The organism is Bradyrhizobium genosp. SA-4 str. CB756 (assembly GCF_000473125.1).
Lineage (GTDB): Bacteria > Pseudomonadota > Alphaproteobacteria > Rhizobiales > Xanthobacteraceae > Bradyrhizobium > Bradyrhizobium arachidis.
In genome coordinates this window covers 3,375,753-3,396,624 of sequence record NZ_KI421499.1, presented here as the reverse complement: position 1 = coordinate 3,396,624, position 20,872 = coordinate 3,375,753, and the positions used below count along the sequence as shown (strand labels likewise).

19 protein-coding genes are annotated in these 20,872 nt (G+C 64.6%); 9 read left to right on the top strand and 10 right to left on the bottom strand.

Translation table 11 applies throughout. From position 1 onward, the window contains the following. The first annotated feature begins 14 nt into the window (after positions 1–14). Entirely contained in the window at positions 15–413 is a 399-nt protein-coding gene (locus tag BRAGE_RS0116800; protein WP_027557858.1) for a HesB/IscA family protein, read from the top strand. A gap of 176 nt (positions 414–589) precedes the next feature. Next, on the top strand, positions 590–1,027 hold the full coding sequence (locus BRAGE_RS0116795; RefSeq protein ID WP_027557859.1) for a TfoX/Sxy family protein: 438 nt from the start codon (positions 590–592) through the stop codon (positions 1,025–1,027). Positions 1,028–1,123: 96 nt separating this feature from the next. Here the strand turns inward: BRAGE_RS0116795 and fabA are convergent, their stop codons facing one another. From fabA to BRAGE_RS0116775, 4 genes are all read right to left on the bottom strand, one after another. Continuing rightward, a complete protein-coding gene (fabA, locus tag BRAGE_RS0116790; RefSeq protein WP_027557860.1) occupies positions 1,124–1,657 on the bottom strand; it encodes a bifunctional 3-hydroxydecanoyl-ACP dehydratase/trans-2-decenoyl-ACP isomerase in 534 nt (177 codons plus the stop codon). 79 nt (positions 1,658–1,736) lie between these two features. Further along, positions 1,737–2,804: a GGDEF domain-containing protein gene (locus BRAGE_RS0116785; RefSeq protein ID WP_027557861.1), complete on the bottom strand. Its 1,068-nt coding sequence runs from the start codon at positions 2,802–2,804 to the stop codon at positions 1,737–1,739. A 161-nt stretch (positions 2,805–2,965) separates the two neighbouring features. After that, positions 2,966–4,495, bottom strand: coding sequence for a DEAD/DEAH box helicase (locus BRAGE_RS0116780; RefSeq protein WP_027557862.1), 1,530 nt, complete (start codon positions 4,493–4,495; stop codon positions 2,966–2,968). Positions 4,496–4,781: 286 nt separating this feature from the next. Then, on the bottom strand, positions 4,782–5,744 hold the full coding sequence (locus BRAGE_RS0116775; protein ID WP_027557863.1) for a helix-turn-helix domain-containing protein: 963 nt from the start codon (positions 5,742–5,744) through the stop codon (positions 4,782–4,784). Positions 5,745–5,953: 209 nt separating this feature from the next. On the opposite strand from BRAGE_RS0116775, the gene BRAGE_RS0116770 reads away from it, so the two are divergent. The 5 genes from BRAGE_RS0116770 to BRAGE_RS0116745 all read left to right on the top strand — a co-directional run bounded on the left by BRAGE_RS0116770 (position 5,954) and on the right by BRAGE_RS0116745 (position 11,759). After that, a complete protein-coding gene (locus BRAGE_RS0116770) occupies positions 5,954–7,468 on the top strand; it encodes a caspase family protein (RefSeq protein ID WP_027557864.1) in 1,515 nt (504 codons plus the stop codon). A 306-nt stretch (positions 7,469–7,774) separates the two neighbouring features. After that, positions 7,775–7,963: a hypothetical protein gene (locus tag BRAGE_RS48765; protein ID WP_027557865.1), complete on the top strand. Its 189-nt coding sequence runs from the start codon at positions 7,775–7,777 to the stop codon at positions 7,961–7,963. A gap of 475 nt (positions 7,964–8,438) precedes the next feature. Further along, positions 8,439–9,686: an FAD-dependent oxidoreductase gene (locus tag BRAGE_RS0116755; RefSeq protein ID WP_181411716.1), complete on the top strand. Its 1,248-nt coding sequence runs from the start codon at positions 8,439–8,441 to the stop codon at positions 9,684–9,686. A 179-nt stretch (positions 9,687–9,865) separates the two neighbouring features. After that, entirely contained in the window at positions 9,866–10,633 is a 768-nt protein-coding gene (locus BRAGE_RS0116750; protein WP_027557867.1) for an outer membrane protein, read from the top strand. 334 nt (positions 10,634–10,967) lie between these two features. After that, on the top strand, positions 10,968–11,759 hold the full coding sequence (locus BRAGE_RS0116745; RefSeq protein ID WP_051377905.1) for an outer membrane protein: 792 nt from the start codon (positions 10,968–10,970) through the stop codon (positions 11,757–11,759). 72 nt (positions 11,760–11,831) lie between these two features. On the opposite strand, the gene BRAGE_RS0116740 is transcribed toward BRAGE_RS0116745, so the two are convergent. After that, positions 11,832–12,602 (bottom strand): SDR family NAD(P)-dependent oxidoreductase, encoded by a 771-nt coding sequence (locus BRAGE_RS0116740; protein ID WP_027557869.1) that lies wholly within the window; start codon positions 12,600–12,602, stop codon positions 11,832–11,834. A gap of 21 nt (positions 12,603–12,623) precedes the next feature. Next, positions 12,624–12,809 carry a hypothetical protein gene (locus tag BRAGE_RS0116735; RefSeq protein ID WP_027557870.1) on the bottom strand — a complete coding sequence of 62 codons (186 nt, stop codon included), beginning with the start codon at positions 12,807–12,809 and terminating at the stop codon, positions 12,624–12,626. A 143-nt stretch (positions 12,810–12,952) separates the two neighbouring features. Here BRAGE_RS0116735 and BRAGE_RS0116730 point away from each other — a divergent pair, with 143 nt between their 5' ends. Continuing rightward, a complete protein-coding gene (locus tag BRAGE_RS0116730; protein WP_027557871.1) occupies positions 12,953–13,588 on the top strand; it encodes a hypothetical protein in 636 nt (211 codons plus the stop codon). A 69-nt stretch (positions 13,589–13,657) separates the two neighbouring features. Here BRAGE_RS0116730 and BRAGE_RS0116725 read toward each other — a convergent pair whose 3' ends face one another. The 3 genes from BRAGE_RS0116725 to parE form a co-directional block, all read right to left on the bottom strand. Further along, the gene (locus BRAGE_RS0116725) at positions 13,658–15,205 is read right to left on the bottom strand and encodes an outer membrane protein (protein ID WP_027557872.1); all 1,548 of its coding nucleotides are present in this window, start codon (positions 15,203–15,205) and stop codon (positions 13,658–13,660) included. Positions 15,206–15,492: 287 nt separating this feature from the next. Next, a complete protein-coding gene (locus BRAGE_RS0116720; protein ID WP_027557873.1) occupies positions 15,493–16,275 on the bottom strand; it encodes an outer membrane protein in 783 nt (260 codons plus the stop codon). A 395-nt stretch (positions 16,276–16,670) separates the two neighbouring features. Continuing rightward, positions 16,671–18,719, bottom strand: coding sequence for a DNA topoisomerase IV subunit B (parE, locus tag BRAGE_RS0116715; RefSeq protein ID WP_027557874.1), 2,049 nt, complete (start codon positions 18,717–18,719; stop codon positions 16,671–16,673). 274 nt (positions 18,720–18,993) lie between these two features. On the opposite strand from parE, the gene BRAGE_RS0116710 reads away from it, so the two are divergent. Further along, positions 18,994–19,524 carry a DedA family protein gene (locus BRAGE_RS0116710; protein ID WP_027557875.1) on the top strand — a complete coding sequence of 177 codons (531 nt, stop codon included), beginning with the start codon at positions 18,994–18,996 and terminating at the stop codon, positions 19,522–19,524. A gap of 39 nt (positions 19,525–19,563) precedes the next feature. Here BRAGE_RS0116710 and BRAGE_RS0116705 read toward each other — a convergent pair whose 3' ends face one another. After that, on the bottom strand, positions 19,564–20,565 hold the full coding sequence (locus BRAGE_RS0116705) for an MBL fold metallo-hydrolase (RefSeq protein ID WP_027557876.1): 1,002 nt from the start codon (positions 20,563–20,565) through the stop codon (positions 19,564–19,566). Positions 20,566–20,872 lie beyond the last annotated feature (307 nt).

The following is a 20,872-nucleotide window of genomic DNA, read 5'->3' as shown; positions in this document are numbered from 1 at the left end:
ACCACATAGATAACATGACCCAGGCAACATCAGCTTCGACACCAAAGCCCCGGCGGCCCCGCCCGCAGGTGATGCGGCTGACCGATGCCGCTGCCCAGCGCATCACCGAGCTGACCCAGCGCGCCGATTCCGAGATCGTCGGCCTGCGTGTCGGCGTGAAGAACGGCGGCTGTGCCGGCCAGTCCTACACGGTCGAATACGCCCACGAGATCCGCCCGACCGACGAGGTCGTCGAGGACAAGGGCGTCAAGATCCTGGTCGACCCCAAGGCCGTGCTGTTCCTGCTCGGCACCGAGATGGACTACAAGGCCGACAAGATGCAGGCCCAGTTCGTCTTCAACAACCCCAACCAGATCTCCGCCTGCGGCTGCGGCGAGTCGGTCGAGTTGCGGCCGGCGAAGATCGACGGGTAAGCCCAGCTTTCTCCTCTCGCTCCGCCGTCGTCCTGGCGAACGCCAGGACCCATACCGCGTGATCTAGCGGTGACGTGCGGTACCAGTACCACGCTTTCTTAGCTGCCAGTCTTCGCTAAACTCCTCCCTGTGATTATGGGTCCCCGCGTTCGCGAGGACGACGGCGGGGGAGTCCAATGGACCGCGAATTCCTGATCGACCTGTTCGCCGATTTCGGTCCCGTCACCATCCGAAAAATGTTCTCCGGCTACGGCATCTCCGCCGACGGCACCAACTTTGCGCTGTCCCTGCGGGCCGGCCTGTTCTTCCGCGCCGACGAGGTGACCATTCCGGAATTTGAGGCCGAGGGGTCAAAGCCGTTCCAGTACTCGACCCGCGCCAAGACCGTGACGGTCAATTCCTACTGGGAGCTGCCGGCGCGGCTGTTCGACGATTCCGCCGAGCTTGCGCAATGGGCAAGGGCGGCGCTCGCCGCGGCCCAGCGCGCCAAGGTGAAGAAGCGGCCGAAGCGGAAGAAGGTGGCGGCGAAGAAGACTGCGAAGAAGGCCGCGCCGAAGAGAGCCGCAGCGAAGAAGCGGTCGGCCGACAAGGCAGCCAAGAAGACGGTGCGGTAGGGGGCAAAGCGGAGCGTGCCCACGATTAGGATTGTCATCGCGAGAAGTCGTGGGCACGGCGCGATGCGCCTTTGCCCATCCTACGAGACCTGAGAATTAGTCCGCGGCTTTCGTCAAACCAACCCGCATATCCTTCGCTACGAACACGCTGACGCCATCCGCAACCACACGGCCATCGGCAATGCCGAGCACCAGCTTGCCGCGCCGGACCATGCGCATGGCGACCTCGTAGCGCACGGAGCGCGTCTGCGGCGTGATGGCGCCCGTGACCTCGACTTCGCCGACACCGATGGCGCGGCCCTTGCCCGGTGAGCCCGACCAACCGAGCCAATAGCCGATCATCTGCCACATCGCGTCCAGGCCGAGACTTCCTGGCATCATCGCGTCACCGCGATAGTGGCAGTCGAAGAACCAGTGGCCCGGGACAATGTCGAGCTCGCCGACGATGTGGCCCTTGCCGTATGTGCCGCCGTCCAGGCTGATCTCGGTGATGCGGTCCATCATCAGCATCGGCGGCGCCGGCAATTGCGCGTTGCCCGGGCCGAAATAGCCGCCTTCGCTCGATCTCAGCAGCTCGTCCCTGGTGTAGGACGGCTGCGGCGTGTGAAAGTCATGCGGATTGTTGGCCACGACGACAAATCCTCGATGCTCAGGCAGCGAGGAAGATGTCGTTCGGCAGATTGGAAAGTCAAGCGCGCGACGAGCCGCCTCAGGCCACGCGGCTGTGGCTCTCGACGGCGAACTCCGGATCGGCTTCGCAGATCACGCGGTTGCGGCCGTTGCGCTTGGCGGCGTAGAGGCAGGCATCCGCGCGCTCGATCAGCGCGTCGGTGTCGTCGCCTTCCTTGAGCATGGAGACGCCGACGGAGATGGTGACGCGGCCGAGGATCTCGCCGGTGGACTTCTTCTTCAATTCCTTCGCCATCACGGCACGGCGGATGTGATCGGCCACGGTGAGGGCCTGGCGCAGCGCCGTGTTGGGCAGCACGACCGCGAATTCCTCGCCGCCATAGCGCGCGGTGATGTCCTGGCCCTTGATGGTCTGCTTCAGCGACAGGCCGACGAGCCGCAGCACCTGGTCGCCGGTGAGATGGCCGTAGGAATCGTTGAACGATTTGAAGTGATCGATGTCGAACAGCAGCAGCGACAACGGCTCGCCGCTCGCCAGCGCGCTCTGCACGGCCATGCCGATCATGCGGTCGAAATATTTGCGGTTGCCGAGGCCGGTGAGCGGATCGGTCAGGCTCTCGGCGCGGATCGCCTCCAGGCTCTGCTGGAGGTTGCTGATCTCGTTCTTCGACAGCGTCAGCCGGTCTTCCAGCGCTTTGTTGGTCTCGCGCATCTCGCTGGTCGAGCGCAGCAGCGTCTCGACGATCGCCTTGACCTGGTCGCGGTTCTTGGCCGAGGCCAGCTTCGCGGTCGCGCCCGACAGGCTGGCATCGTAGGAACCGGTCATTCCGAGCGCTTCGCCCAGGACCTTCATCACGTCGTCGATCTCGCCGATGACGCGCGCGCCGACCTTGTCGATGCGGTCGGTGGTCTTGATGTGGGAGAGATAGGTCTCGTAGATCTGCTCGAGATCGGCTTCGGTCAGCTTGCCGTTGCGCGCCAGCGTCTCGTTGATGATCTTGTTGAGCGGCGCGTTGTAGCCGGTGGCGTACACGTACCAGATCTCGTAATTGCGGGGAATTGCCGTCTGCCGAAGCGATCGGATCTGACCGAGCGCTACCTCGGCGAACGCCATCGTGCGTTCGTGTTCGTCGAGCACCTTGACCACAGAACATACCCCACGGCGATCGGTACGCGGCCGATCACTGCAATGCTTAAATTATGTTCGTAGGCTAACGGACGATCGTGAACGACCCGTAAATATACGTTCACGAATGCATCTGAAAAAGTGTGTGGACGTCTGTCTCAACCAACCTGAAGCATCGCGCTTCAAGCGCCGGCGGGCGAAGAGCGCACTGGCCGGAGCAGGAACGCCGGCAGGTGCGAATGATCGCCCGGCTCGGTGTCGGCCTCGCGCTGCCGGCGTGGCTCGGGACGGCCGATCGACGGCACATGCGAATTGCTGGCCTGCTGGCGCGAGCCGTGACGCGGCTCGGATGATTGCCTGGCTTCGCGCGGAGGCCTTGCCTCGCGTGCGGGCCTCGCCTCAGCGGCGGGCCGTGCTTCGGCTGAAGGCCTTTCAGAAGCGTGTCGTGCCTCACCACGCGGCTCGCGCGGCTCATGGCTGCGTTCGCGGTCGCGACCGCGCTGCGGCTTGCCGCGGCCGCCGCGTGAACGCTCGCGTTCCCGTCCGCGCGGACGCTCGCTCTGCTCGCCCGAGTCCGCATGGACTTCGTAGTCGCCCTCGGCGCGCGGAATGCTCTGGCCGATCAGCTTCTCGATCGCGGCCATCGACTTCTGGTCGAGCGGCGTCACGATCGAGATCGCGGTGCCGGTGCGGCCGGCGCGGCCGGTACGGCCGATGCGGTGGACATAGTCGTCGGCGTGATGGGGGACGTCGAAATTGAAGACGTGGCTGACCTCGGGGATGTCGAGGCCGCGCGCGGCGACGTCAGAGGCGACGAGCAGGGGCAGCTCGCCCTTGCGGAACTGATCGAGCGCGGCCATGCGGGCCGGCTGGTCCATGTCGCCGTGCAGCGCGCCGACACTGAAGCCGTGCTTCTGGAGCGATTTGTGAACGATCGCGACCTCGCGCTTGCGATTGCAGAAGATGATCGCGTTCTTGAGGTCCTTGGCCTCGCGCAGCAGGCGGCGGAGCAGCTCGCGCTTCTCGTGCGCCTCGCGCCCGGCGGGCACCTGGGCCTGCGTCACGGTCACGGCGGTGGTGGCGGGGCGGGAGACTTCGACCTTCTGCGGGTTGTGCAGGAAGGCCTCGGTGATGCGCCGGATCTCCGGCGGCATGGTCGCGGTGAAGAACAGGGTCTGCCGCGTGAAGGGGACCAGCTTGCAGATGCGCTCGATGTCGGGAATGAAGCCCATGTCCAGCATGCGGTCGGCTTCGTCGATGACGAGCAGCTCGACGCCGGTGAGCAGCAGGCCGCCGCGCTCGGTGTGGTCGAGCAGGCGGCCCGGGGTGGCGATCAGCACGTCGACGCCGCGCATCAGCTTGGCATCCTGGTCGCCGAACGAGACGCCGCCGATCAGTAGCGCAACGTTGAGTTTCTGGCCGGCGCCGTAGCGGTCGAAGTTTTCCTTGACCTGCGCCGCGAGCTCGCGGGTCGGCTCCAGGATCAGCGTGCGTGGCATGCGCGCCCGGGCACGACCCTTTTCGAGGATGGTGAGCATCGGCAGCACGAAGGCCGCGGTCTTGCCGGTGCCGGTCTGGGCGATGCCGAGCACGTCCTTGCGTGCGAGGACGTGGGGGATCGCCTGTTCCTGAATGGGGGTGGGATTGGTGTAACCGGTGGCCGCTACTGCGGCGAGGACTTTTTCGGACAGTCCGAGATTTGAAAAGGACATTGAGCCTCTGGTCGAAACCGCCGTTCGGAATCGAGGGTAATAAGGCTGTCGCGTTCCACCCCGAAACGGCGCGCTCTCAAAGAAGCTGGGGGTGCTGACTCACGCGGACAAAGCGCCAGGCTCAGGAATCGGTCTTCGACCTGAGCCGCGTCGCCCCGGAACATAGGCAGGAATTGGCCAAAGTCAATGGAGCGGGCGCGGGAAGACCCTAAAAAACCTGAGGTTTTTAGCCAAATACCGGGTGCGTCAGGGGTTTTCCGCCGGGCTGGAACCGCAAGGGGCGCGCCTAGCGCCCCTCCGGCCCCTGGGCGCGGAAATCGCCTGGAGCCATGCCATAGGCGGCGTTGAAGACCCGGTAATAGGTCGCAAGGCTCTCGAAGCCGCACGAGGTCGCGATGTCGGCGATCAGCCGTTCCGGCGCCTCGCGCATCAGGCGGCGGCTCTGTTTCAGACGCTCGTCGGTCACGGTCTGCGAGAAGCTCTTCTCGGCGGCCTCGAACAGCATGTGGAGGTGGCGCACGGACACGCCGAGCTGGTCGGACACCATGGCCGGCGCCAGATCTGGGTTTTGCAGGTGGCGCACGATCAGGTGCCGCGCCTGCGAGAGGCGGGCGGTCCGCAGCGCGGCCTGTCCGCGGCGGCTGCCCGGCCGCACGATGCCGCGCTCGATCAGCGCCAGATGGGCGAGGGCCTGGACGAGGGAGGTCGCGTCGGTCGCGCTCTCATCCGCGGCGCCCTCGCCGAGATCGGTGAAGCAGGCCGCGAGCAAGGGCGCCAAAGCGTGGTCGTTGAAGGTCTTCGGCGCGAGCTCGCGCATCCGCTTGTCCTGGGCCGGGATGCTGCTCATCGGGATCTTCACGATTCGCAGGTGGAAGCCCCCGGCGGCGAGCGGCGCGGTGCGGTAGGGCAGGTCGGTATGGCTGGTGGCGAAGCTGCCATTGGCAATCGCGAACTCGCTTGCGCGCATGCCGCCGAACCAGCCGCCGCTGCCGAGCTGCTGGTAGACGCAGATGGAATCGCCAGGGGCGTAGGCGATGTCGGATGCGCTGCGCTCGACCGTATAGGGCGAGGCCTTCAGCTCGACGAGGCCGGCGCCGCCGAGCTGGCGCAGCGAGAATTCGCCGAAGAAGTCCGCGCGCCGTTCGCGCTCGAGCTCGGCGGTGACGCCGAACAATCCCTTGGCCCGCACCTCGCGCCAATAGTCGAAGCGGTCATGCGGTTCGACTTCGTCAGTACACCAGCGATACACGGCAGCCCCCGCTTGCAGCGCGACGCCCTAGAAAAAGCAGATTCCGGCCGAATCTGCCATAGGCCAGATGACGGAACCGGGGCGCTCGAAGCGGGGAGCCCTTGAACCGCCGATATGGCTCGGCCGACTATCACATCAGCGGCGGAGGCTTCAATGAACGACAGTTCGAGGGAGCCGGGGACCGGCCGTTCTGCAATGGGATTTATTCGATGACGCGTCGGCTTTTCAGAATTCTGGCGGCCCTTGGTCTAGCGATGAGCCTTGGCGGCGTCGCGCTGCCCGCACATGCCGAGAAGCGCGTCGCGCTCGTCGTCGGCAACAACGACTACCGCAACGTCCCGAAGCTGCTCAAGGCCGTCAACGATGCCCGCACCATGGGCGATACGCTGAAGCAGCTCGGCTTCCAGGTGATGGTCGCCGAGAACCAGAACCGTCAGCAATTCTCCGAGACGCTGCTCGCTTTCGACCGGGCGATCGAGCCCGGCGACACCGCGTTCTTCTTCTACGCCGGCCACGGCTTCGAGATCGCGGGCCAGAACTATCTGCTGCCGACCGACGTGCCGGCAGCGACCGAAGGTCAGGAAGAGCTGGTGCGCGACGCCTCCATCCTCGCCGACCGGATCGTCGAGCGGCTCCAGAACAAGAAGGCGCGGACCTCGATCCTGGTGTTCGATGCCTGTCGCAATAATCCATTCGAACGCGCCGGCACGCGTGCGGTTGCCGGCGGCGGCGGGCTCGCGCCGATGACGCAGCTGCCCGAAGGCGTGTTCTCGGTGTTTTCGGCAGGTCCCCGCCAGACCGCGCTCGACCGTCTGTCCAATGACGACGCCAATCCCAATTCGGTGTTCACGCGCACCTTCGCCAAGGAGCTGCTCCAGCCCGGCGAGAACCTCGTGCAGGTGGCGCAGCGCACCCGCCGTATGGTCAGCGAGATGGCCGACACCGTCCGGCACAAGCAGGTGCCGGTCTATTTCGACCAGATGGTCGACGACGTCTTCCTCAGCGGCATCGCCAAGGACGCCGCGGTGCGGCCGGCCGAGCCACCGCCGCAGAAGGTCGCCGCGCTGCCGCCGGTGTCGGTGCCGCGCGTGCCGAAGGAGGACACCACCAACGCGCCGATCGCGAGCTTCTCGCGCCACAATGGCGGCTGGAGCGTGGTGTTCTCCTTCGCCGATCCGACGCTCGGCATATCCTGGCGCATGGCCGGCAAGGGCGAGTTCCGCGAGACCGGTTTCATCGACACGCTCGATCCGCGCACCCGCAAGCGGATGCCAAACCCCTCGATCGAGCTCCCGCCGGATGCGCAGGCCGGCACCATCGAGGTCCGCTATGTTGACCAGTCCGGCGATATGCAGGGGCCGTTCCCGATCAGGTTCGATCCCGAGGCCGCGCTGATCCGCGACCAGCGCAAGATCCTCGACATGACCGCGACGAGCTGGCTGTCATTTCGCGAGTTCAATGGGCTGCTGGTCTATTACACGCACCTCGTGTCCTACCGCTGCGCCATCCGCGAGGTGCGGATCGGCATCGACACTGCCGTGCCCAATCAAGTGCTGAAGATGCCGAATTGCGACATGCGCGATCCCAGCGCGATCACTGCCGGCATGCCGCTCTACATGAAGCTCGGCCCCGCCACGCAATTCGTTTCGGTGGAGCTGACTTATCGTGACGGCAGTGTCTCGGAGATCAAGAGTTTCCGCACGGCGAACCGCAGCAACAATTGACGCCGCTCGATCATCAGCCGCGTCGTGACGCTCGGGAGCGCCTAGCCCCTGCGATCGTGCACCACGATCTACGCAGCGCCCGCGGCCCGTCGGGCGCATGCTGCTCGGACAATGCGCAACCTTAGAATGGTGGCGGGGTTGGGAAAAACCTGCAAGGCTACGTTTTTTTGCAGGTTCCGGCAGCGGAATGTGCGCCAGATATTTTAGGGCTTTTTGCTTTTGCCAGGCTACCGCCCCCGCGCTTTCCACGTTGCTGTCGGCTGGACGCAACATTCCTGCGCCATACTCCGTCGCCGGAGGTGAGACATGTCGGATATAGCTAATCAGGCCAGCTTGCGCGCGGACGCCGAGAAATTCGCTGGCAACAAGACGCCGCTCCGCGAGCGTGCCTTTGCCGGCGCCTATCTAACCGCTGTCGGCGTCGCGATGATCTGCTGGCTCTATGTCATCACCCGCGCTGCGCTTGCCGCGATCAGCTGGATGGTGTTCGGCTAACCTGCCGCCAGAAACTGACTGATCTTGATCGCCGCGCAGACGATCATACCCCACAACGCGAAATTGATCTGCAACGCCTCGGCCATTGCCATTTCCCCACCTGGTTCCCTCGAGTGCCGCGTTCATTGAGCGACGCGATCTTCTTCGGCGATACAACTTACAATCTCGCCTATGATTTAGGTCGAATCTTAGGCAACGCCGGACGGCAGGAAAATCCGTATCGCTACGGTTCGAAGAGGGTTCCTTGTGGACCGGGCGGAGCGCTAGAGCTGGTGGAACCGGAACCTTCTGCTCGCGGATCGACGAATGCGGATGGTTTCTCCGCTGCATTCAATCGTTTGAGAGAGGGCAGATATTCCTGTCTCGGCGGCCACCGACGGGTACCGCGGGCCTCCGGCGGATCTCAAATGACCGCTGCGGTCGTGTGGAACTCGGGCTAAGCTTCTCCCCATCCTCCAAGCGGCAGCGCGCCACAATGACAACCAATCAAGCACCGAACCGGCTGACAAACGTCCGATGCTGCATCGTTGGCGGCGGGCCGGCCGGCATGATGCTGGGCTATCTGCTCGGACGCGCCGGCATCGACGTCGTGGTGCTGGAGAAGCATGCGGATTTCTTCCGCGACTTTCGCGGCGACACGGTGCATCCCTCGACGCTCCAGGTGATGGACGAGCTCGGCCTGATCGACGACTTCCTGAAGCTGCCGCATCAGCGCTTGCAGAAGATGGACGGCCTGTTCGGCGGCACAAAGGTGCGCATCGCCGATCTCAGCCGGCTTGACACGAAATATCCTTTCATCGCCTTCATGCCGCAATGGGACTTCCTCAATTTCCTGCGGGAGGCCGGCAAGCGGTTCGCATCGCTCAAGGTGATGATGAATACGGAAGCCGTCGACCTGATCCGCCGCGGTGACGCCATTGCTGGCGTGCGCGCGAACACGCCGGATGGCCCGGTCGACATCGAGGCCGATCTCACCATCGCCTGTGATGGCCGGCATTCGACCGTGCGCGAGCGCGCGGGTCTTGCGGTCGAGGAGATCGGCGCGCCGATGGACGTGCTGTGGTTCCGCGTCGGCCGCAGGGCGGACGAGACCGAGAACCTGTTCGCGCGCATCGAGCCCGGCAAGATGATGGTCACCTTCGACCGCGGCGACTATTGGCAATGCGCCTATGTCATCGCCAAGGGACAATACGATGCGGTGAGGGCGAGGGGATTGCAGGCGCTGCTCGACGACGTCGTGCGCATGGCGCCGATCCTCAGATCCGGCATCGCCGACGTGAAGAGTTTTGACGACGTCAAGCTGCTTACCGTCGCGATCAATCGCCTGAGCCGCTGGACGCGGCCAGGATTGCTGTGCATCGGCGATGCCGCGCATGCGATGTCGCCGGTCGGCGGCGTCGGCGTCAATCTCGCCGTGCAGGACGCAGTCGCGACTGCAAACCTGCTTGCGGACAAGCTTCAGCGCGGCTGCCCCTCCGAGGATGAGCTCGATGCGGTGCGGCGCCGCCGAGCGTTCCCGGTGCGGATGACGCAGACGATGCAGGTGATCGTGCAGAACAACATCATCAGCGGCGCCTTGCAGGGCGGCGATCGGCCGCTGAAGGCGCCGCTGGTCCTGCGCGTCCTCACCGCCGTGCCGTGGTTGCAAGGCATCCCCGCGCGCTTCCTGGCCATCGGCGTGCGGCCCGAGCATGTGCAGTCGAAGGCCGCGCCTGCACTGTAATGCAAGCAGGTGGTAGGGATAATGCCGCGTTAAATCGCGCGCGGTGCGTTGCGCGCGAGCAACAGCGCAAACGGATTCACGGCGCACTATGTGGCAATCCGGCATCTTAACTTTCTTGATTCAAATTTGAGTAAGACCTGCGTGTGAGCGTGCGCCCATCAAAGGACACGGGGTGTACCATGCGTAACAAATTGATTGCCGCCTTCGCCTGCACGACCGCTCTGGTTTCGACCGGCGCTGCCTCCGCCGCCGATCTCGGTGCGCGCTACACGAAGGCGCCCGTCTATGTCGAGCCGCTGTTCAACTGGACCGGTTTCTATGTCGGCGGCCACATCGGTGGCGCCTGGACCAACGAGCAGTTCATCAACAACGGGACCGGCGCGCCGTTCGGCGACCTCGTTCCGGGACAGGGCTATCGTCAGCGCAGCGCGGGCATCATGGGCGGCGCGCAGATCGGCTACAACTGGCAGGCCAACAACTACGTGTTCGGCGTGGAAGGCACGATCTCCGGCCTCGACAACAAGGGCACGGTCGTGAACACCGCCTTCGGTGCTGGCGACGACATCTTCACCTGGCGCGCCAACGTGCTCGCGACGGTCGTGGGCCGTGCCGGCTTCGCCGTGCAGAACAATCTGTTCTACATCAAGGGCGGCTATGCCGGCGTGAACAACCGTCTCAACGTCAGCGACACCGTTGGCCCGGCGACGGGCTCGGGCGGTCAGACCCACTGGGCCAACGGCTGGACCGTCGGCGCCGGCTGGGAATACGGCATCACCCGCAACTGGATCGTCGGCCTCGAATACAATTACGCGGCCTTCGGCAGCCAGACCTATCAGCTCGGCGGCACCTCGGGGAACTACACCTTCGATGCCAAGCCGCGCGACATCCAGTGGGCCGTCGTGCGCGCCAGCTACAAGTTCGACGCGCCGGTCATCGCGCGCTACTGAGGACGTCAACGAAACGACCAAGCAAGCGACAAAAAACCATCACGACCCAAATTCAAAAGCCCCGGCATTGCCGGGGCTTCTTTTTTTCCGCAGGACATTGCGGAAGCTCAACTCCGATGCCGAGGCTTCTTTGCCTGCGACAGGACTCCGATCCTAGGACGTGCATGGGTCAGCGTTGCCGACCTTTGCGTACCGGAAATGTCACGTTTTCCCGAATAGCGCCTGGAAACCAGCGGGAACCGCTAGTTCGTCATCGCCGTCCAAATTGGCGATGCATAAGCTGCCTCATCGACACGATTCCATTTCTCGCAGTTTTTTTCCGAAGGGGACATCGATGAAAACGGCAATGGCTTTCGCTGCCGAAATGTCACTTCTGTTCGCGGCGACGGGCGCGGCCTGCGCAGCCGACATGGCGGTCAAGGCTCCCCCCATGCCACCGCCGGTCGCGGTGTACAATTGGACCGGCTGCTATGTCGGCGTGGAAGGTGGCTGGTCCTGGGGCCGTGATCGCGCGATCAGCAACGGTACGAACAATGGCCTGGACAATGGGACTGCCGGAGCCCTCAAGACTTCAGGCGACGTCAACGGAGGCCTGGTCGGTGGAACGATCGGTTGTAACTATCAGCGCGACCGGTGGGTGTTCGGCATCGAGGGGGACGGATCGTGGTCTGGCAAGACGGGTAGCTCCAACCTGGTGAGCCCGCCGTTCGTGCCGACCTTCAGGGAAGACGTGTCGCAGAGCTGGATCGCGACGATCCGCGGCCGCGTCGGCTTCACTGTCACACCGACTGTGCTGCTGTACGGCACCGCGGGTGGCGCTTTCGCGGATTTGCGTATCCATGAGTTCGATCCGACGGCTGCCGCCGGTTCGCCGGCTGGTATCGGAGCCACGGAGACACAGACGTTTGCCGGCTGGACCGCTGGCGCCGGTGTCGAATGGGCCTTTGCGCCAAGCTGGTCGGCGAAGGTCGAATACCTCTATATGGATTTGGGCAGCAAGGGGTTCTTCCAGGCGACTGCGACGGGGTGCTGTACCTTCCAGTCGACCCATCTCACCGACAACATCGTGCGCGCCGGCATCAATTATCGCTTCAACTGGGGAAGCCCAGTCGTCGCGAAATACTGACGCTCGTCCACGTCCACGACATTCGATAGCCCCGGCCTTCGCGCCGGGGCTATTTTCATGGAGCGTGGCGCCTCACGCCATGACCGAGAATCCACCGTCGACGGGGATCGCGGTGCCCGTGACGAAGTTCGAGGCGGGCGAGGCGAGGAACACCGCGATGCCGGCGAAGTCGTCGATGTCGCCCCAGCGGCCCGCAGGCGTGCGCGCCAGCACCCGTTCGTGCAGACCTGCAACCTGCTGCCGCGCGCCGCGCGTGAGGTCGGTGTCGATCCAGCCCGGCAGGATGGCGTTGACCTGGATGTTGTCGGGCGCCCAGGCATTGGCGCAGGCGCGCGTGTACTGCACGATGCCGCCTTTGCTCGCCGCATAAGCGGTTGCGAAGCTCGCGCCGAAGATCGACATCATCGAGCCGATGTTGATCACCTTGCCGTTGCCGGACGCCTTCAGCGCCGGATAGGCGAGCTTCGAGCACACGAAGGCGCTGGTGAGGTTGGTGTCGATCACCTTGTTCCACTCGTCGAGCTCGAGCTCGTGCGGCGGCTTGCGGATGCTCATGCCGGCATTGTTGATGAGGATGTCGATCCGGCCGAACTCCTTGACGACACGGTCGATCATGGCAGCGACCGCCACCTTGTCGGTTACGTCAGTGGCGACCGCGATCGCCTTCACGCCGCGCGCCTTGAGGTCGGCCACGGCAGCGGCGGATTTGGCTTCGTTGCGTCCGACCACGGCGATGTCGGCGCCCGCGTCGGCCAGTCCGTGGGCGAGGCCGAGACCGATGCCGCCATTGCCTCCCGTCACGATCGCGACCTTGCCGCGGAGATCGAACCGGCTGGATGTCATGCTTGTATTCCCTGGTTTCTTCTATTGGTTGCTCTGCCAGATCAGCACCAGCCCGAAGCCGGCCATGGCGGCGCCATAGCCGGCCCATTGCAGCTGGTTGACCATGAAGCTCGATCGCGGCCAGGGAACGGTGCCCGTTCCCTGTCCGATCCAGAGCAGCCCGACGGCGAGGGCAAACAGGCCTGCTACAAGCAGAAATCTGCGCATGCGCTCCTCCCTCGGTTCTGCTTCTGTCGCGCCGCGGCATGAACGAAGTTGGCATCATTCGGCCGCCGCCACGAAAACTTCGACACAGACTAGCCGTAGCTGTGGTGCTGATACAATGGCCGTCCCCGTCGGAAGGTGCTGCCATGCACTTGAAGAGGCTACTCGTCGCGGCCGTCATCGTCTCGGCGCTGCTGGCCGGCTACGTGGCCTGGCCTCGCCATGCGGATCTGCGCGCCTTCGATCCGGCCGAGATGGCGCGGCTCGAGACGGCGATGTGGCGCGACTATTACGAAGAGCGATATGGCGCGCTGTTTTATCACCTCTACGAATCCACACGAACGCAATTCGGCTTTTCGCCACTGAAGGGCCTGCGGATCGCGATCAGCGCCGCCGAGGCAGCCAGGACATTCCAGCCGACACGCTCGCGGCAGGAGGCCGACGCGGCGCTGCCGCCGCTGATCGTCTACTATGGAGAGCTTTCCTCCGCGGCGCCCACGGCGTTCGATGTCGAGGAGGCCGCGCGTCTCGAGCTCGACTGGTGGCAGGCTCGCCGCGAAGCGGTCGATCCGCGCGACTACGGCCTGACCATCGCGCGCGTGGCCGAGCTCACCTATGGCAGGATCCCGGATTCAGGCATCTGGCAATTCGGCATCGTACGGGCGGAAGCCATGGCCTATCGCGACGCGCGCGGTGCGGCCATCACCGCTTCCGATTGGGGCGAGATCGAGGCGCAGCTCGCGCGGGCCTACCGGTCGCTCAACGCGAGTGTCAGCCGCTGAGCGAGACAAGAAAAGCCCCGGAGGATCCGGGGCTTTTGACGTTTGAGACTCGGCTCGGTCAGTACCTGGTCAATATTTGGCGACCACCGCGTTGGTCGCGTTGAAGCGATAGACCAGCGAGGTGCTGATGGTCTGCACCCACGGCTTGAACGTTGTCGCCCTGCCGCTCGGTCCGCCGCCGAAGGCGGGCACGATGGTCTCCGGCAGGGTGATGCGGTCGTAGTAGGCGGAGCGGTACTCGGACTTCATGAACCAGCCGGGGGCCGTGATGCCGAAGATGTCGAGGTTGTTCTCGATGCCACCGCCGACGAACCAGCCGTCGCGACGGAAGGACGTCGTCGTGAAGGTGTCGGTGGCAGGCAGGTCGAGCGTGGACAGCGTGGTGCCTGACCACTCGGAGCCGGAGTAGCCGGCATTCACGTAGGACAGTACGCTCGGAGCCACGAGGTAGCCGAGCCGTGCGCCAGCGGCGTAGCTGGTCCGGAGCTTTTCGCGGCCTTCGAAACTGACGAAGGCATTGCTGGGCAGGGACCCGCGGATGTCGCCAAATTGACCGTCGGCGAAGACACCCGCCACCCACTTGCTGAACTGCCAGTCGTATCCGATGCCGACCGTGCCGAACCAGCCGCTGCCGCCGGCCCGTTGATCGCGGGACAGTGTCGTGCCGGCCGGCCCGAAGAAGCCGCCGGAGGTCCCATCGCTGATGACGTTGCTGTCAGCATTCCAAAGCCCGCCGCCGCCGCCGCCGAAGACATAGAGGCCGGTCCAGCTCGGAGCTGAGATGGCTGCTGGCGCCTTCGCGTAGAGCCGTGGGGCGGGATCGGCGACCGCAGCCGATCCAGTCGAGTTGAAGCGATAGACCAGCGAGGTGCTGATGGTCTGCACCCAGGGCTTGAACGTCGTCGTCGTGCCCGTCGATCCGCCGGCAAGGGCGGTTTCCGGCAGGGTGATGCGGTCATAGAACGCGGAGCGGTACTCGGTCTTCATGAACCAGCCGGGGGCCGCGATGCCGAAGATGTCGAGGTTGTTTTCGACGCCGCCGCCGATGAACCAGCCATCGCGGCGGAAGGATGGAGTCGTTGCGATGGTCGTGGTCGGCAAGGTCAGGGTCGACAGGGTGCTGCCCGACCACTCGGAGCCGGAGTAGCCGGCATTCACATAGGAAAGGACATTGGGAGCCACGAGATAGCCAAGTCGCGCGCCGGCCGCGTAGCTCGTTCGAAGCTTTGCGGTGCCCTCAGCGCCGTACACAGCATCCACGAATGAGCCGCGGAGATCGCCAAACTGAACGTCGGCGAAGATGCCGGTCACCCACTTGCTGTTGAACTGCCAGTCGTAACCGAGGCCAACCGTGCCGAACCAACCGTTGCCGCCGAGCCGCTGATCACGCGTGAGTCGCGTGCCTGCCGGCCCGTAGAAGCCAACGGCCCCGTCGCTGAAGACGTTGCTGTCCGCATTCCACAGCCCGCCGCCGGCGCCGCCGAAGACGTAGAAGCCGGTCCAGCTTGCGACCGGCACTGGGGCGACGGCCTTGAGGGGCCGGGCGCCGAGATCGGCTGCCGTGGCGGTTCCCGAGCATGCAGCCGCCGCCGCAAATGCAATCACCAGCTTCTTCATTCCTGCTCCCTCAGCCCCGATCGTCTCGCCGCAACCGCGATGCGATTCCATTCGATCTGTTCCAAAGGGATAGACGAGTTCCAGGCGGAAGACTGTTGCTGGCCAGCAACGACGCGAAATCTGCGCAACGCCTGCGGCGACGGGGCTGGGCTCCGCCGCCGTGCCCTGTATCGGAGCGTGTGCGCGGATTCAAAATCAGCGCGAGGAATGCACCGCGCAACGAAAAAGCCCCGGGCGATGCCGGGGCTTTGACGTCTGAACTTGCGTTCGGATCAGTATTTGGTCGCTCAGTACTTGGCGACGACCGGGCCGGTCCAGTTGAAGCGGTAGACCAGCGAGGTCGAGATCGTCTGGTTCCAGCTGTTGGCGCGGATGTCGCGGCCAACCAGCACGTTGCCGGCATCGAACAGCTCGTTCTGGGTCTTGGCGTTGTAGAAGGCCGAACGATATTCGGTCTTCATGAACCAGCCGGGCGAAGAAATGCCGAAGAAGTTCAGGCTGTTCTCGACGCCGCCACCGACGAACCAACCGTTGCGGTTGTAGCCGTTGAGGTGGATGCCAGCCGGAGCGCCCGCCAGCGTCAGGAAATTGGTGCTGCCGAAGTGAGCGCCGGAGTAGCCGCCGTTGACGTAGGTGAGAACGTTCGGAGCAACCAGCCAGCCGAGGCGCACACCAGCGGCCCAGGAGTCTTCCAGCTTCTGGCTGCCGGTGATGCCAGCGATCGGATCCTGGATGGTGGCGCGGATGCTGCCGAACTGACCATCGGCGAACACGCCGGCGACCCAGGTGCTGTTGAACTGCCAGTCATAGCCGAGGCCGACGGTGCCGAACCAGCCCGAGCCGCCCTGGCGCTGATCGATCGTCAGCGGAACGGCGCCGACCGTGGTCTGGACGCGCTGGTCGGCGTTCGAGAGGCCGCCGCCGCCGCCGCCGAAGATGTAGAAGCCGGTCCAGTTGGCGACGGGAGCCGCAACCGGGGCCTTCACGTAGGGGCGCGCAGCAAGGTCGGCCGCCGAGGCCGAACCGGTCATTGCCGCAACAGCGGTCAGAGCGAGCAAAATCTTCTTCATCTTAAAATCCCCAACCTTTGTCTGTCGTAGCAGGCGCGAGCGCACTGAAGTCCGTGTCATCTGATGCCCGGACTATAGACGGTTCTCCCCGAAATGCTGTTGCTGCGCAGGCACAGTCGCCGGAAAACGCCCTTCGGTCGGGTTTTGATACGTGATCGGCGAAGGCCTAAAAAGCGTAGTAATTACAATATTTTGTTTCGGGTTTTGGTCTGCGTGCCCTGAGTAAGTTTTCGTTAGCAGATCGCCGTTGTCCGAAATGGAGGCAGGCCTGCCTCGGCCGTTGGCGACCCTGAGTCGTTGGCCGAGTCGCTCTCTCGCGGCGATGCTGAGGCCTGGCTGCAACAAAAAAGCCCCGGCCGACGGCCGGGGCTTTCTGCAAGGCATTGGAGCCTAGTTCAGACGTCCAGCAGCTCCTCGCTCGCGAATTCGGCCTTGTCGGAGATGAAGGCAAAGCGCGCCTCGGCCTTGGTTCCCATCAGGCGCTCCACCGAATCCGCGGTGGTGTCGCGGTCGTCGGCGAGCAGCACCACCTTCAGCAGCGTCCGCTTGCTCGGATCCATGGTGGTTTCCTTGAGCTGCGCCGGCATCATCTCGCCAAGACCTTTGAAGCGGTTCACCTCGACCTTGGCGTTGGCGTTGAACTCGCTCTTGAGCAGCGCTTCCTTGTGCGCGTCATCGCGGGCGTAGACCGACTTCGAGCCGTGCGTCAGCTTGTAGAGCGGCGGCACGGCGAGGAAGAGGTGGCCCTCGTCGATCAGCCGCGGCATCTGCCGGTAGAAGAACGTGATCAGCAGCGAAGCAATGTGCGCGCCGTCGACGTCGGCGTCGGTCATGATGATGATGCGCTGATATCGCAGATCCTCTTCGCGGTAATGCAAGAGCTGGCCGCAGCCGATCGCCTGCACGAGATCGGAGAGCTGGGCGTTCGCCGTCAGCTTGTCCTTGCCGGCGGAGGCGACGTTGAGGATCTTGCCGCGCAGCGGCAGCACCGCTTGCGTCTTGCGGTCGCGGGCCTGCTTTGCGCTGCCGCCCGCCGAGTCGCCCTCGACGATGAAGAGCTCGGAGCCTTCGGTGCCGGCATCGGTGCAGTCGGCGAGCTTGCCGGGCAGGCGCAGCTTCTTGCCTGCGGTTTTCCGCGCGGTTTCCTTTTCCTGTCGCCGGCGCAGCCGCTCCTCGGCGCGGTCGATCACGAAGTCGAGCAGCCGGTTGGCCATGTTCGGATTGCCCGACAGCCAATGGTCGAACGGATCCTTCATCGCCTGCTCGACGATGCGCTGCGCCTCGGCGGTGGCCAGACGATCCTTGGTCTGGCCCTGGAATTCCGGCTCGCGCACGAACACCGACAGCATCACGGCCGCGCCCACCATCACGTCTTCGGACGTGATGGACGAGGCGCGCTTGCCCTGGCCGACGCGCTCGGCGTGATCCTTCAGGCCGCGCAGCAGCGCGCTGCGCAGGCCGGATTCGTGCGTGCCGCCATCCGGTGTCGGCACCGTGTTGGTGTAAGACGACAGGAAGCCGTCGGCATCCGCGGTCCAGGCCACGGCCCATTCGCAGGCGCCATGCGAGCCGTTGCGGCCCGACTTGCCGGAGAAGATGTCGGGATGCACCAGCGTGTCGGCGTGGATCGCGGCGGCAAGATAGTCCTTGAGGCCGCCGGGGAAGTGGAATGTGGCTTCGGCCGGAACGTCCTCGACGCCCTTGAGCAGTTCGGGCGCGCAGTTCCAGCGGATCTCGACGCCGCCGAACAGATAGGCCTTGGAGCGCGTCATCTTGAACAGGCGCTGCGGCTTGAACGCGGCCTTGGCGCCAAAGATGTCGGTGTCGGGCTTGAAGCGCGTGCGCGTGCCGCGGCGGTTGTTGATCTTGCCGAGATCCTCGAGCTTGCCCTTCGGGTGCCCGCGCTCGAACGTCATGCGATAGAGTTTCTGGCCGCGCGCGACCTCGACCTCGAGATGCGAGGAGAGGGCGTTCACCACGGAGATGCCGACGCCGTGCAGACCGCCCGATGTCTCATAGACCTTGGAGTCGAACTTGCCGCCCGAATGCAGCGTGCACATGATGACTTCGAGCGCCGACTTCTTCGGGAACTTCGGATGCGGATCGACGGGGATGCCGCGGCCGTTGTCGGTGACGGTCAGGTACCCGTCGGCGCTCAGTTCGACGCCGATGAAGGTCGCGTGTCCCGCCAGCGCCTCGTCCATCGAGTTGTCGATGACTTCGGCGAAGAGGTGATGCAGCGCCTTCTCGTCGGTGCCGCCGATATACATGCCGGGCCGACGCCGCACTGGCTCCAGGCCCTCGAGCACCTCGATGTCGGCGGCGGTGTAATCGGCCTCGCCACCGCTCGCGCGCGGAGCCGGCTTCGCGGCGCTCTGACGCGCTTTCGGCTCGTTGCCGCCGAACAAATCGTCTTTGCCTTTTGTTTTCAATTGCTTGGACATATATCTTGATGTGTTTTGAGGGTCGCGCAGGCGGCGAATCGGTTCGGGCGACTATGCCACGGCTCACCTATAGAGGTCACCGCATGCCGGCCAAGGGGGTGTGGGTGGGAGCCAATCCCGGCGATTTTACGCCGCAGGCCCGCCAATTCCCGGCAATTTGACGTGCCGGTCCGGTTTGGCGCCGGTTTTGTGACTTGATGTCACACAAGTCCTTGGCTTACCAGTCGTTTTCATCGAGCAGCACCTTGAGGCAGGGCGGGAAGGCTATTTCTGAATGGAGCAGTTTGCGCACGCCCTGGCCGACTTCGTGCGCGCTCACCAGGCCTGGGCTGCCCCGATCGTGTTCCTGCTCGCCTTCGGCGAGTCGCTGGCTTTCATCTCGCTGCTGATCCCGGCCTGGGGCGCTCTGGTGGCGATCGGCGCGCTGATCGGGGCGAGCGGGATCAGCTTCTATCCGGTCTGGATCGCCGGCGGCCTCGGGGCGGCGCTCGGCGACTGGGTCTCCTACTGGTTCGGTTATCGATACAAGGAGCAGGTCGCGCAGATGTGGCCGCTCTCGCGCTATCCGGAACTCTTGCCAAGGGGCGAGGCCTTCGTGCGCAGCTGGGGCGTGCCCAGCATCTTCATCGGCCGCTTCTTCGGGCCCTTGCGTGCCTCGGTGCCGCTCGCGGCCGGCATCTTCGAGATGCCGTATTGGAGCTTTCAGGCCGCCAATTTCATCTCTGCACTGATCTGGGCGGCGGCGCTGCTGCTGTTCGGCGACGTGATGGCCAAGCTGATGGAATGGCTCTGGCGCCTGTTCTGACCGGGCGGCACGCCGCCCGGTCAGGGCGCAAGGCGTAGCTTACAGCGAAGCGTTCCAGATCGACGGGATCCAGCGATAGCCCGAGCCGTCCTTTTCCTTCTCGACGCGGACGAGACCGGGGAAGGCGGCATGGAAGGCCTGGATTGGCATCTTCTCGGCGATCGCCATGTCGTAGAGCTTGCGCCGCGTCTCCTGCGCCAGCGGCTTGTCGACGTCGGAGGCGATGTTCCATTCGGGATGCCTCACGAACAGGAACGCCGCGCCAGCGGTGATGTCGACCTGCACCAGCACCTTCTCCGCGCCGGAGGCGACGATGAAGGAGTTATGGCCGGGCGTGTGGCCGGGGCTCGCCACCGAGGTGATGCCGGGCGCAACCTCCTTGCCGGACTCGTATTGCGTGACCTTGCGGCCGAGCGCATCGAACACGCGGCGGATGTTCTTGAAGTTGCCCTCGAGGATCGGATTGCCCGTCCCCTTGCTCATCTCGCCGTCGTCCATCCAGAACTTCCATTCCGTCGACGGCACCATGATCTCGGCGTTGGGGAAGGCCGGCTTGTTCTCGGCAGCGAGCAGGCCGTTGATGTGGTCGCCGTGGAAGTGGGAGATGATGACGGTGTCGACCGCCGCGCGGTCGATGCTGGCGGCCGCGAGGTTGTTGTGGAACTGGCCGACCTTGCCTTTCGTCTGCGTGAACTGGTCGGGTCCGAGACCGGTGTCGATGACGACGAGCTTCGGCCCGGTGTTGACGACGACCGGATTGAAGGTGTGCGTGACCTTGTCCGTCGGCAGATGGTTTTCCGCGAAGATCTTGTTGATGTCGTCCTTGCTGGCGCCGGCCGCGTAATTGTCAGTCAGGTTGACGGTGGCGACGCCGTCGCAGACCACCGTGACCTGGTGGGTGCCGACATTGTAGCGGTAGAAGCTCGCATTCTGTGCGGTCGCCGGGGGCGCGGCGGCGCTCGCGGGCGAGGTCTTCACGAAGGGCAGGAGCGCCGAGGCGGCGGCACCGGCCAGCGTTGCGCGACGGGTAATCTCGGTCATGGCGATGTCCTGGGCTGGGTTTTCGAAAGACTAAGGACCGGCAGGCTGTGGCGCGTCGGTCTTTCTCCGGAACCCCTACGGTTAAAGGAAATTCCGCTGCGGTCCGATGACATCCTGCCATCGCGCCTGCGGCATCCCGCCCTCGGGCGCCACGCATTTGGACTTGACCCTGGAACCCGCCGGCCTTATAGCCGCGCGCCATGATCAACGCCGCGACCATCCTGTTCGCCCGTCGCCGCCGCCGCAGCTGTGCGGTTTGGGCGGTCGATCGCGTTTGAGATCATCGTCTTTGCCGCTGGATCCGATC

Coding starts and splice junctions, on each gene's coding strand:
- BRAGE_RS0116745 (WP_051377905.1), top strand. CDS start 10,968: ATGAAAACGGCAATGGCTTTCGCTGCCGAAATGTCACTTCTGTTCGCG.
- BRAGE_RS0116720 (WP_027557873.1), bottom strand. CDS start 16,275: ATGAAGAAGATTTTGCTCGCTCTGACCGCTGTTGCGGCAATGACCGGT.
- BRAGE_RS0116800 (WP_027557858.1), top strand. CDS start 15: ATGACCCAGGCAACATCAGCTTCGACACCAAAGCCCCGGCGGCCCCGC.
- parE (WP_027557874.1), bottom strand. CDS start 18,719: ATGTCCAAGCAATTGAAAACAAAAGGCAAAGACGATTTGTTCGGCGGC.
- BRAGE_RS0116730 (WP_027557871.1), top strand. CDS start 12,953: ATGCACTTGAAGAGGCTACTCGTCGCGGCCGTCATCGTCTCGGCGCTG.
- BRAGE_RS0116705 (WP_027557876.1), bottom strand. CDS start 20,565: ATGACCGAGATTACCCGTCGCGCAACGCTGGCCGGTGCCGCCGCCTCG.
- BRAGE_RS0116735 (WP_027557870.1), bottom strand. CDS start 12,809: ATGCGCAGATTTCTGCTTGTAGCAGGCCTGTTTGCCCTCGCCGTCGGG.
- BRAGE_RS0116795 (WP_027557859.1), top strand. CDS start 590: ATGGACCGCGAATTCCTGATCGACCTGTTCGCCGATTTCGGTCCCGTC.
- BRAGE_RS0116740 (WP_027557869.1), bottom strand. CDS start 12,602: ATGACATCCAGCCGGTTCGATCTCCGCGGCAAGGTCGCGATCGTGACG.
- BRAGE_RS0116780 (WP_027557862.1), bottom strand. CDS start 4,495: ATGTCCTTTTCAAATCTCGGACTGTCCGAAAAAGTCCTCGCCGCAGTA.
- BRAGE_RS0116755 (WP_181411716.1), top strand. CDS start 8,439: ATGACAACCAATCAAGCACCGAACCGGCTGACAAACGTCCGATGCTGC.
- BRAGE_RS0116770 (WP_027557864.1), top strand. CDS start 5,954: ATGACGCGTCGGCTTTTCAGAATTCTGGCGGCCCTTGGTCTAGCGATG.
- BRAGE_RS0116750 (WP_027557867.1), top strand. CDS start 9,866: ATGCGTAACAAATTGATTGCCGCCTTCGCCTGCACGACCGCTCTGGTT.
- BRAGE_RS48765 (WP_027557865.1), top strand. CDS start 7,775: ATGTCGGATATAGCTAATCAGGCCAGCTTGCGCGCGGACGCCGAGAAA.
- BRAGE_RS0116710 (WP_027557875.1), top strand. CDS start 18,994: ATGGAGCAGTTTGCGCACGCCCTGGCCGACTTCGTGCGCGCTCACCAG.
- BRAGE_RS0116725 (WP_027557872.1), bottom strand. CDS start 15,205: ATGAAGAAGCTGGTGATTGCATTTGCGGCGGCGGCTGCATGCTCGGGA.